This window comes from Methylobacterium sp. JK268, from assembly GCF_054052225.1.
Window position 1 is genome coordinate 153,343 of record NZ_JBSVZN010000019.1, and the last position, 10,787, is coordinate 164,129.

At 76.4% G+C, this 10,787-nt stretch carries 7 protein-coding genes and 1 pseudogene; 4 read left to right on the plus strand and 4 right to left on the minus strand.

Going from position 1 to position 10,787, the window contains the following annotated elements; translation table 11 throughout:
• Positions 1-34: 34 nt before the first annotated feature.
• Positions 35-4,405: a translocation/assembly module TamB domain-containing protein gene (locus ACW9J6_RS20855; RefSeq protein ID WP_457118424.1), complete on the minus strand. Its 4,371-nt coding sequence runs from the start codon at positions 4,403-4,405 to the stop codon at positions 35-37.
• A complete protein-coding gene (locus ACW9J6_RS20860; RefSeq protein ID WP_457118425.1) occupies positions 4,405-6,357 on the minus strand; it encodes an autotransporter assembly complex protein TamA in 1,953 nt (650 codons plus the stop codon). The genes ACW9J6_RS20855 and ACW9J6_RS20860 overlap by 1 nt, the downstream gene beginning before the upstream one ends.
• Positions 6,358-6,621: 264 nt before the next feature.
• Here ACW9J6_RS20860 and ACW9J6_RS20865 point away from each other — a divergent pair, with 264 nt between their 5' ends.
• Together ACW9J6_RS20865 and ACW9J6_RS20870 are read left to right on the plus strand one after the other, a co-directional pair.
• The gene (locus ACW9J6_RS20865; RefSeq protein ID WP_457118426.1) at positions 6,622-7,518 is read left to right on the plus strand and encodes a histone deacetylase family protein; all 897 of its coding nucleotides are present in this window, start codon (positions 6,622-6,624) and stop codon (positions 7,516-7,518) included.
• 86 nt (positions 7,519-7,604) lie between these two features.
• The gene (locus ACW9J6_RS20870; RefSeq protein WP_457118427.1) at positions 7,605-7,745 is read left to right on the plus strand and encodes a TFIIS helical bundle-like domain containing protein; all 141 of its coding nucleotides are present in this window, start codon (positions 7,605-7,607) and stop codon (positions 7,743-7,745) included.
• Positions 7,746-7,772: 27 nt separating this feature from the next.
• On the opposite strand, the gene ACW9J6_RS20875 is transcribed toward ACW9J6_RS20870, so the two are convergent.
• Positions 7,773-9,131: a leucyl aminopeptidase family protein gene (locus tag ACW9J6_RS20875; RefSeq protein WP_457118428.1), complete on the minus strand. Its 1,359-nt coding sequence runs from the start codon at positions 9,129-9,131 to the stop codon at positions 7,773-7,775.
• A gap of 195 nt (positions 9,132-9,326) precedes the next feature.
• Between ACW9J6_RS20875 and ACW9J6_RS20880 the strand changes: the two genes are divergently transcribed.
• On the plus strand, positions 9,327-9,554 hold the full coding sequence (locus tag ACW9J6_RS20880) for a hypothetical protein (RefSeq protein ID WP_457118429.1): 228 nt from the start codon (positions 9,327-9,329) through the stop codon (positions 9,552-9,554).
• A gap of 148 nt (positions 9,555-9,702) precedes the next feature.
• Positions 9,703-10,542: a tetratricopeptide repeat protein gene (locus ACW9J6_RS20885; protein WP_457118430.1), complete on the plus strand. Its 840-nt coding sequence runs from the start codon at positions 9,703-9,705 to the stop codon at positions 10,540-10,542.
• 6 nt (positions 10,543-10,548) lie between these two features.
• Here ACW9J6_RS20885 and ACW9J6_RS20890 read toward each other — a convergent pair.
• Positions 10,549-10,787, minus strand: a pseudogene (locus ACW9J6_RS20890) (1-deoxy-D-xylulose-5-phosphate synthase); the annotation flags it as partial.

Consider the following 10,787-nt stretch of genomic DNA (forward strand, 5'->3'; position numbering starts at 1 on the left):
CTCTCCGAAAGGCCGCCGCATCACGCGCCGGCGCTCAGTACTCCCATTCCGCCCCGACCCCGACGGCCGCCGCCCCGTTCGCGCCGGCCTCGCCCTGGACCTTGATCCGGCCCGTGACGTCGTAGGTCAGGGTGGCGCCGCTGTCCTCCGGACGCGCGCCGGCCTTCACGCCCAGCGAGAGCTTGTCGCCGAGCGCCCGCGATAGGCCGACCGCCGCGCCGCCCTTCGACCCGCCCTGCACGTCGAGCGCGTCGAGGCCAAGTCCCTTGCGGGCGCTCTCGAAGGCGTCCGGCCCGCCCCCGTTCCCGGAGAGCTGGGCCGCCGCCTGCGCGAGCTGGAGGGCCTGGAACGGCGAGAGGCCGCCCGAGGCCTTCTTGAACAGCAGGCGCGAGAGCACCTCGTCCTGGGGCAGGGCCGGGTCGGAATTGAGCACGAAGGCGGGCCGGTCAGCCGGTCCGCTGACCGTGATGCGGGCGGTGACGTCCCCGGCCTGGGTCCTGGCCTCGAAGTCGAGGTCGGGCGCCGCGAGGTCGCCCGCGAAGGTTAGGCGGCCGCGGTCGAAGTCGAGGCGCTGGCCGACGATCTGAATCCGCCCGCGGCGCAGGGCGAAGGCACCGTTGGCGAGGGGCGCCCGCGAGGTCCCGGTGAGGCGCAGCGCCCCGCCGAGCTCCGCGTCGACGCCCCGGCCGCGGACCGCGATGCGGCCCGGCGCGTTCACGGCGATGTCGAGGCTCGCGTCGAAGGGCAGGGCCTTGCGGCCGGCCCGCGCCTGCGCCCGCTCCCGCGCCGCGAGGCGGCGGCGCTCCGGCTCCGGCACGTTGACGTGGCGGATGCCCGGCAGCGGCTGCACCGTGGCGGGCAACCGGTCCGGGATGCCGACCTCGAGCGAGACCACGTCGACCCGGCCGCTGATCCGCGGGGTGCGGGCGAGCGGGCCGGACAATGCGAGATCGAGGCCGGCCACGGCGGTCATCAGCGGGCTCGACACCAGTTCGGCCTTGTCGGCCCGGATGGTCAAGCTGCCGGGGAACCCCGCCTCGGGCGCCACCGCGACCCGGCCCTCCGCCCGGATCGTGCCGCCGTTGCGGGTCGCCGCGGTGAGCCGCTCGATCGCGAGCGCGTCGCCGCGCCCGCTCACCCGGCCCTGGATGTCGGTGAGCCGGATGCCTTGGAGGGGATCGCTGAAGCTGCCGCCCGCGAGCGTCGCGCTGCCGCCGACCCGGGGCGCGGCGAGCGTGCCCGCGACCTCCCCGTCGAGCGTCACCCGGCCCGTCACCCGCTGCCCGCCGGTGGCGAGGAGCGTGTTGGCCAGAGCCGCGTCGAGGCTGCCGCGGGCGGTCAGCGCGAGCGCGCCGCCCGGATCGACCGGCAGCGAGCCGCCGAGGGTCACCTGCATCCCGCGCCCGGCCGCCACCGTGCCGTCGATCCCGGCGCGCCCGTCGCGGATCGGCCCCTGCAGCCGCGCCTCGATCGGGGGCAGGCCGGCGGACCGCGTCTCCGGCGTCACCAGCCGCGCGACGCGCAGCGCGTAACGCCCCTCCGGCTGCGCGGCCGGCCCGGCCAGCACCGCCTCCCCGTCGAGGGTGCCGGAGAGCGCGAGGCGCGGCGCGGCGAGCCGCGCCAGCGAGAGCGGCACGCCCGCGAGGGAGAGGCGCAGGTCGAGCCGGGAGCCGAGCCGCCCGTCGAGGCTGGCGCGGCCGGAACCGGCCGCCACCGCGAGGCGCTCGACGACGAGGTCGCGCCCGTCGAGGGTGAGGGAGGCCGGGCCGGCGAGGGCGAGGCGGTCGCCGCCGCGCTGGGCGGTGAGCCGGGCGAGGTCGAGGCGGGGCCGACCCGCCGCCCCCAGCCGGCCGGCCCCGTCGACGGCGAAGCCGCGGGCGCGGGCCTGAAGCGTCAGGTCGCTCGCCTCCCCGGCCGGAACGGCGTCGAAGCGGATCGTCTCGACGGTCTCGCCCGCCACGGCGAGGCGCTCGGCCGCGAGCCGCCCCTGGAGGCGCGGCGCCGCCCGCAGGTCGTGGCCGGCGAGGTCCGCGTCGAGCCGCGCCAGGGTCAGGCCGGCGGCCCGCAGCCGCTCGCCCGTCGCGCGCAACCGGCCGCCCTGACGTCCCTCCGCGCGGTCGAGGCTGATGGCGGCGTCGAGCCGGCCGCCGAGCCGGGTCAGCGCCAGCGCGGACAGGTCGTCGAGGTCGCCGGCCCGGAGGGTCAGCTCCGCCTCGGCGAGCCCGCTCTCCGCCCCGAGCGCCGCCGACCCGCGCAGGTCGACGGAGCCGAGCCCGAAGACCAGCCGGTCGAGCACCCAGTCGCTGCGCGCGCGGGCGAGGTGGGCCTCGCCGGCGAGGGGCTTGCCGTCGACGCGGCCGGAGAGGCGCAGCGTGCCCTCGGGCCGGCCGGTGACGTCGCGCAGCAGCGCCTCGGCGCCGAGGTCGCGGACGGGACGTCCGAGCGCGCGGGCGGCGGGTGCGGCGGCCCGCAGCGCGAGGTCCGGCCGCTCCAGCGAGCCGGTGAGGGCGGCGGTGAGGCGGGCAGCGCCCGACAGGTCGGGATGCAGGGTCGCGAGGTCGGCGAGGGCGAGTTCGGCGCTGAGATCCGCCTGGGCCAGGGTGGCGCGGCCCGCGGCGGTGCCGCTCACCGCCGCGCCGTCGAGGCGCGCCGCCTCCACCGCGTAGCCGTCGGGCAGGCGGATGAGGCGGCCGCTGAACCGCGGCGCGGGGCCGAGCGTCCGGTCGAGGGCGGGGGTGCCGAGGGCGAGCCGCTCGCCCGCCGCCTCGACGGACGCGGTCACGCCGCCCCGGGTCGGATCCCCCGACAGGAGGGCGGTGCCGGTGAGGCGCCCGGCCAGGGGCCGCCCGGCGACGAGCGAGAAGGCCGCGAGGTCGCCGAGTTCCGCGCGCAGGGTCCCGGTCACGTCGGTGCGGCCGAGGCGGCCCGCGTAGTGCAGCGTCGCCTGCGGCGCGTCGAGGGCGAGCGTCCGGAGATCCGCGATCCCGTCCGGGCGCAGCTGCCCCCGGAGGGTGAACCGGGCCTCGCGGCCGACCGCCCGGCGCAGGCCCGGATCGGCGAGGTGCAGCCCCTCGACCGCGGCGTCGGCGGAGAGCGCGAAGGGCTGGCCCTCGGCGGTCCGGGCGAGGGGCTCCACGGCGAGGTCGGCGCTCACCCGGTCGAGATGGCTGTCGGCGGCGCGCAGCCCCGCGGCCCGCAGGGTGCCGCGCAGGCGCGGCGCGGCCAGCGGGCCCTTGAGGCTGCCGTCGAAGGTCAGCGCCCCGACCTCGCCCGCCCCGGTCCGGGTGACCCCATCCTCGGTCGGGAGGGCGCGGGCCGCGAGGGTCAGGTCGGCGGTCGAGGCCGCGTCGAGGCCGCCCGTCGCCGTGAGCGTGGCGGTGCGGGAGGTGAGGGCGAGGGTGTCGATGCGGACCGCGCCGTCGTCGCCGAAGCGCAGCGCCCCGTCGAGGCGGGTCGTGCCCGCGAAGATGGCGGCGGCGGGGCCGGGCACCAGGCCCTCGATCCGCGCGGCGAGGTCGAGACCCATGCGCCGCTCGGCCGCGACGCGGTCGATCCGGGCCTTGCCCTCGGCGCCGATCCCCTCGCCCGCTCGGAAGGCGAGGCGCGCCGCGAAGGCGTCCAGGGGGCCGCGCCCGTCGAGGCTGAGTGTCACCGGCGGCAGGTTCGGCAGGTTGAGGGCCCGCGCCGCGAGGCCGCCCTCCGGCTCGTCGTGGGCGAGCGTCAGGTCCAGCGTCTGCCCCGCCGGCACGTAGGCGAGCTTGAGGGTGACGGTGCCGGGCCGGTCGAGGCGGCGGATCCCCAGCGCGAGGTCGAGCCCCTCCCGCGGGTCGCCGAGGCGCGCCTGTCCGGCCCCGGCGAGCCGGGCGGCCTGGCCGAGGACCGGCTCGCCGAGCGCGAGTTCGTCGAGGGTGAAGGCCTTCACCTCGACCTTCACGGGCAGATCCGGGAGGAGCGGCTCGGTCGACGGGGTGGCGACGGGGTTCGGGAGGGGCCGGCGCAGCACCTCCAGGCGCCCGATCTCCAGCCGGTCGATCTCGAGCCGCCGGGACAGCAGGGCGGTGCGCCGCCAGATCAGCCGGGCGCGGTCGAGCTTCAGCCAGACGCCGTCCCGGTCCGCGACGGTGACGTCGCGGATCGTGGCGTCCGAGGAGAGCGCCCCGTCGACGGCGCCGATCGCCACCCGCGAGGCGGGCGTCGAGAGGGCGCGCGAGAGGAGATCGCCGAGGATCGTGGTCTCGCCCTCGGCGGCGCGCCCGATCGCCGAATGGCCGAGCCAGGCGAGGCCGAACAGCAGCAGCAGCGCCAGGGCGGCGAGCGCGCGCAGCCCCGAGGCCTTTCCCCCCAGAGGGCGGAGCGATCTGGCGGCATCGCCGGCGGCGTGGGCGCCGGTCCCCTGCGTCTCCATCAGAAGGCCTGCCCGATGCTGATGTAGAGCGCCACCGGCGGCTGCTTGAGCGCCTTGTCGGGGTTGAGCGGCACCGCGAGGTCGACGCGGATCGGGCCGATGCCCGTGTAGTAGCGCAGGCCCAGGCCTGCCGCGTAGCGGATGCGCTCGTTGAAATCCGGCAGGCTCGACGCGAAGGCGGTGCCGGCGTCGAGGAACGGCACGATGCCGATCGTGTCGGTGACCTTGATCCGCGCCTCCACCGAGCCTTCGAGGAGCGAGCGCCCGCCGATCGGGAGCTGGAACGGGCCGATCGGCCCGACCGTGCGGTAGGAATAGCCGCGGATCGAGCCGCCGCCGCCCGCGAAGAAGCGGATCGAATCCGGGATCGCCGCGAGGCTGGCGCCGGTGATCGAGCCGAAGCCGATCCGGGCGGCGAGGATGGTGTTCGCCTCGTCGTCGAGGGCCAGATAGGTCGAGCCCTGCGCCTTCGCGACGAAGATCCCCGGATCCGAGCCGAGGACGCTCGGATAGGGAATGGCCGAGGCGGTGAGGCGGATGCCCTTGGTCGGATCGAGGAGGTTGTCGGTCGAGTCGTAGGCGACCGAGACCGGCAGGCCGACGAGGCGGTAATCGACTTTGCCCAGCGCGTCGCGGGACGAGCCGACCTGGCCCTCGATCCCCGCCTGCGCCGAGACCGTGTCGCTGAAGCGGTGGCGCAGCGCGACCGTGCCGCCGGCGGCGTCGCTGAGGTAGGATTGCTGCACCTCGCGCCCGATGAAGGCGCTAGCCAGGAGGTCGTTGCGGCTCCCGAACAGGGCCGGCTTGACGAAGGTCGCCGCGAAGCGCCCGCCGAGTCCGTTGGTCTCGATCCCGGCGAGCTTGCGGCGACGGGCGTAGTAGTCCTGGCCAAGGCCCAGATAGGACAGGTCGGCGTCGAGGCGGAGCGACTCGCCGCCGCCGAACAGGTTGCGGTTGGCCCAGTAGCCCCGCACGCCCGGCCCGTCGACCGTGGAGTAGCGCGCCGAGACGCCGAGCAGGTTCGGCGCCCGCTCGGTGACGTCGACGAAGACCGGGAGCTGGCCGTTCGCGTCGAGGGCCTCGCCCTCGCGCACCCGCACGCCGCCGACCGCCTCGACCCGCGTCACCGAGCGGCGGATGCCCGCGATCGCCTCGGGCGAATACGGATCTCCCGGCTCCGCATAGATGAAGGAGCGCACCACCGCCGGGTCGAGGTCGCGGGTCCCCCGCACCGTCACGGCACCGAGCGTGGCGTGCGGCCCGGGATCGACCTTGAAGGCGACGTCCATGGCCCGCGCCGCGTGGTCCACCACCGGCTCGCGCCGCACCACCTTGGCGAAGGGATGGCCCTCGGCGCGGAGCGCGTCGACGATCCGGGCCTCGCGGGCGAGCACGGTGGCCGATCGGGCCGGGACGTCGCCCTCGAGGCGGGTGACGCGCGGCGGCAGGTCAAGGGGGAGCCCGCCGGCGTCGCGGACCGTGATGCCGCGCAGGTGGTAGACCGGCCCGGGCTCGACGCCGATCCGCACCGCCACGAGGCGGCGGCCGCGGGCCGCCTCGGCGGCGCGCACGGCGCCCCGGGCCGCCGCCTCGCCGCCCAGCACCACGTCCTCGATCCGCACGCTCACCGCGCCGGAATAGTGGCCGAAGCCCCAGAGCGCGTCGACGAGGCGGGTCGCGTCGGCCTCGGCGCGGCGCAGCAACCCCTCGGCGTCCGGCGGCGGCTCGTTGCGCAGGCGGTAGAGGGTCGAGGCGTCCTGGAGCGCGGTGAGGAGGTCGTCGTCCTCGACGCCCTGGAGGCGCACCGCGTAGGGCAGGGCGTCCGCGCGCGGGGCGGGCGGGGCCTCCTCGGTCCCGAACAGCCCGAACAGGTCGAAGGCCCGCGCCTCCTCCGGCACGCCGCTCAGACCGGCCACCAGCGCGAGCGCGAGCGGCCGGCCCTGCGACCCCATGCGGCGCGCTCCGCGCGCGCGAAAAGCCGTCCGTGTCCGTCCCGGCATGCCCCCGGCTGCTCGTTGCCCCCGCCGCCCGTCCACTCGGCCGCTGCCGCAAGGGTCGGTGAGGTTCGTGTTCAAACCGTGTCCACGCCGGAGCGCAGCCGCCCCCACCTTGGGCCGAACGCAGCGTCACCTCAACCCCGCCCGGGCGGCTTGCGGCGTGCGGTCGCGCTCCGGCCGTGGAGGACCAAGCCCATCTTGCCCCCACGGGGAGGGTGCATGCTGCCGGTCGTCTTCCATCCGGCCTACGAGGCCGCCCTGCCCGCGGGCCACCGCTTCCCGATGCGGAAATACGGGCGGCTCGCCGAGATCCTCGCCGTGCGCGGCCTCGTGCCGGCGGGCTTCGTGCGGCCCGAACCCGCGGACGCGGACACGGTCGCGCTGGCGCATGACCGCGCCTATGTCGAGCAGGTGCTCACCGCGACGGTGCCGCCGGCCGTCGAGAAGCGGATCGGCCTGCCGGTGGACGCGGGCGTGGCGCGCCGCTCGCTCGCCTCGGCGGGCGGGACGCTGCTCGCCGCGCGGCTCGCGCTCGCGGGCGGGCTCGCGGGCAGCACCGCGGGCGGCAGCCATCACGGGCGCCGGGTCGGGGGCGGGGGATTCTGCGTCCTCAACGACGTGGCGGTGGCGGCTTTGCGGCTCCACCGCGAGGGGGCGATCCGGCGGGCGCTGGTCATCGACCTCGACGTCCACCAGGGCGACGGCACCGCCGATTGCCTCGCGCGGGAGCCCGACCTCTTCACCTTCTCGATGCATGCCGAGAAGAACTACCCGACCGACAAGGTGCCGGGCGACCTCGATATCGGGCTGCCGGACGGGCTCGACGATGCCGGCTACATGGCGGCTCTGGTCCGGCACGTGCCGCGCCTCCTCGACCTCCTGCAGCCCGACCTCGTCTTCTACAACGCGGGGGTCGACCCGCACCGGGACGACCGCCTCGGGCGCCTCGCGCTCACGGACGAGGGCCTGCTCGCCCGGGACCGGCACGTGGTCGGCGAGGCGCGCCGCCGCGGCATCCCCCTCGCGGCGGTGATCGGGGGCGGCTACGCGGCGGATGTCGACGCGCTCGCCGCCCGCCACGCCCTGGTGTTCCAGGCCATGGCGGAGTGGACGTGAGGCGCGTCCGCGCGGAACGGCTGAGCCTGTCTCCTCGTTGACTCCCGGAACTGGGCAGCAAGCGCCCGCCAGCGAAGGGGACCGCCATGAGCTTGATCGGCCGCATCGTCACCAAGATCCTGGGCAACGACGACCCGAACCTCCGGCCCGAGGACCGCTACGACACCCGCAACGCGGATTCGAGCACCCTGGTCGGCCGCATCGTCACCAAGATCCTGCGGCGCTGACCGCCGCCCGCGTCCGGCGGCCGCGGCTCAGCCGTAGCGCCGCCGGACCAGCGCGTGGACCAGCCGGGCGGTCTGCACCTCCCCTCCCTCAGGGCGGCCGGGCTTGGTGCTTGGGTTCCAGCCGTAGAGGTCGAGATGGGCATGCGCCTTCGCGGCCCCGGCGAAGCGGCGCAGGAACAGCGCGGCCGTGACCGCCCCCGCGAAGGGCCCGCCCGAGACGTGGTTGATGTCCGCGATCTTCGAGTCGAGCAGGCTCGCGTAGGGCGCCCAGAGCGGCATCCGCCAGACGGGATCGTTCACCGCCCGGCCGATCTCCGCCATCTCGGCGGCGAGCGCGTCGTCCTCGGTGAAGAGCGCCGGCAGGTCGGGGCCGAGCGCCACCCGGGCCGCGCCCGTGAGCGTCGCGAAATCGATCAGGAGGTCGGGGCTCTCCTCGTCGGCGAGCGCGAGGGCGTCGGCGAGGATCAGGCGCCCCTCCGCGTCGGTGTTGCCGATCTCGACGCTGAGCCCGCGGCGGCTGCGCAGCACGTCGCCGGGCCGGAAGGCGCTGCCGGAGATGGCGTTCTCCACGGCCGGGATCAGCACGCGCAGGCGCACGGCCGCGCCGGTCCCCATGATCATCTCGGCGGCGGCGAGCGCGACGGCGGCGCCGGCCATGTCCTTCTTCATCAGCAGCATCGCGGCCGAGGGCTTGATGTCGAGCCCGCCGGTGTCGAAGGCGACGCCCTTGCCGACCAGCGTCACCTTCGGCCCGGCCGGGTCGCCCCAGGTGAGGTCGATCAGGCGCGGCGCCCGGTCCGAGGCGCGGCCCACCGCCGCGATCATCGGGAAGTCCCGCTCCAGCGCCTCGCCCGACACCACCGCGCAGGAGGCTCCCGCGCGCTCGGCGAGGGCGCGGGCCGCCGCCTCGATCTCGGCCGGGCCGAGGTCGTTCGCCGGCGTGTTGATGAGGTCGCGGCCGGCCGCCACCGCGTCGGCGACCCGGCCGATCTCCGCCGGATCGACCCCCTCGGGGATCTCCAGCACGGCGCCGGGGACCGGGCGGTCCCGGTAGCGGCCGTAGCGGTAGGCGGAGAGCCGCCAGGCCAGGGCGGCGAGGGCAGGGTCGGGCGGCGGCGCGGCGAAGCGGTAGCGGCCCTCGGGCAGGGCGTCGGCGAGCCGGCCCGCCGCGAAGGGGTCGCCCTGCGGATCGATCCCGGCCACCACGCCGGCGATCCCGCCGGCCTCGTCGGGCAGCACGCAGTGCGATCCGGGCTTGCCCGAAAAGCCGGTGGCGCGGGCGAAGGCGGCGGCCGCCGCCGGGAGCGTCTCGGCGAAGGCGGGCCATTCCTCGGCCGCGACGCACCAGATCGGACGGACGGGGGCGGCATCGGGGGTGAGGGTCACGGGCGGATCCAGGATTGCGGAGGGGCCGGAACCGAAGGGGTAGCGCAGCCGGCGCGTCCCTGCCACGGGGACCACCGCCGCCGAGGCGCCGAAGGCCTCCGTGCCGGCCCGCACGGCGGGACCGGGCGGCGGCCGCTAGGACAGCCGGGCGTCGCGCGGACACGGTGCGGTCCGGCGGCGGGAGACCAGCCCCCCATGCGCAAGACGCTCATCCTGACGGCGGCCGCCCTCGCCGCGGCCGCTTCCCTCTCGCGGGCGGCCTCGGCCCGCGACTGCCGCTGGTACGGCGGCCCCTCCAACCGCCTCTACGCCTGCCAGGACACGAGCGGCTACGGCGAGCGCATGAAGCAGATCAACGCCGCCAATCACCGGCCGGGCCCGATGCTGACGCCGATCTACACCCAGGGGTTCGGCAAGCGCTGAGCGGGCCCGCGCCCCGGGGCGATGCGCGACGAAAAATTCCCCAACGAAATCAAAGGCTCATCGTTAACCGCTGGTTAGGGTTAACGGTCTATCCCCGGAGAGCGCGGCGAGACCCGTCTTTCGCCCGCGCCCGCCTGAGGAGAGCCGGATGAGGTCCGCCCGCACCCTGTCGCGTTCCGCGCCGATGCGCCTTCTCGCGGCCGGAGCCCTGGCGCTGGCCGTGTCCGGGTGCCTGTCGCACTCGCCGACGACCACCGGCTCGATCGGCGCCATCGATCTGGGAATCGGCAAGCGGGAGGAGCGCCCGAACCTCGACCGGCTGGCCTCGCGCTACAACAACAACCCGGGCGATGTCGGCAACGCCATCGCGTATGCGGCGGCCCTGCGCGCCACCGACCAGACCTCCCAGGCCGCCGCCGTGCTTCAGCAGACCGCCCTGCGCAACCCGCGCAACCCGGCGGTGCTCGCCGCCTACGGCAAGACGCTGGCGGAGGCCGGACGCTTCGCGGAGGCCGCGGAGGTGCTGCAGAACGCCCACAGCCCGGCCAATCCCGACTGGCGCGTCCTCTCCACGCAGGGCGCGGTCGCGGACCAGCTCGGCGACCACGACCAAGCACAGCGTTACTACGGGGCCGCGCTGAAGATCGTCCCCGGCGAGCCGGGCGTCCTGTCCAATCTCGGGCTGTCCTACGCCCTCGCCAAGCGCCTGCCGGAGGCCGAGAAGGTGCTGCGCGAGGCCGCCGCCGACCCGCGGGCGGATGCGCGGGTGCGCGAGAACCTCGCCCTGGTGCTCGGCCTGCAGGGGCGGTCCGCGGAGGCCGAGGCGATCATGCGGCCCGACCTCGGCCCCGAGGCGGCGGCCCAGAACGCCGCCGCGCTCCGGGCCTTCGTATCGCAGCCGAACGGCTGGCAGGCGATCCGCTCGGCGGATGCCCGCAAGCGCAAGCCCGCCGCGCGGTCCGTGGCGTCGGGCCCGTCCGGGACCTGATTTCGCTCAGCGCGGACGGCGCGAGACGCTGACGACGTTGGAATCGCGGCTGGGGCGCTTGGCCGCCCGCGGCTCGTCGGGGAGGACCGACTGCACCGTCTTGACGATGGCGGCGGCATCGAGGCCGGCCTCGGCGTAGAGCCGCTCGGGCGTGTCGTGGTCCTGGTAGGCGTCCGGCAGCGTCAGCGTGCGCACCCGCACCGTGCCCCCGTCCAGCGCCCCCTTCGCCGACAGCAGGTGCAGCA

Bases quoted from the DNA above. Each gene is read 5' to 3' on its own strand.
- ACW9J6_RS20885 (WP_457118430.1), top strand. From the start codon at position 9,703: ATGAGGTCCGCCCGCACCCTGTCGCGTTCCGCGCCGATGCGCCTTCTC.
- ACW9J6_RS20880 (WP_457118429.1), top strand. From the start codon at position 9,327: ATGCGCAAGACGCTCATCCTGACGGCGGCCGCCCTCGCCGCGGCCGCT.
- ACW9J6_RS20865 (WP_457118426.1), top strand. From the start codon at position 6,622: ATGCTGCCGGTCGTCTTCCATCCGGCCTACGAGGCCGCCCTGCCCGCG.
- ACW9J6_RS20870 (WP_457118427.1), top strand. From the start codon at position 7,605: ATGAGCTTGATCGGCCGCATCGTCACCAAGATCCTGGGCAACGACGAC.
- ACW9J6_RS20860 (WP_457118425.1), bottom strand. From the start codon at position 6,357: ATGGGGTCGCAGGGCCGGCCGCTCGCGCTCGCGCTGGTGGCCGGTCTG.
- ACW9J6_RS20855 (WP_457118424.1), bottom strand. From the start codon at position 4,405: ATGGAGACGCAGGGGACCGGCGCCCACGCCGCCGGCGATGCCGCCAGA.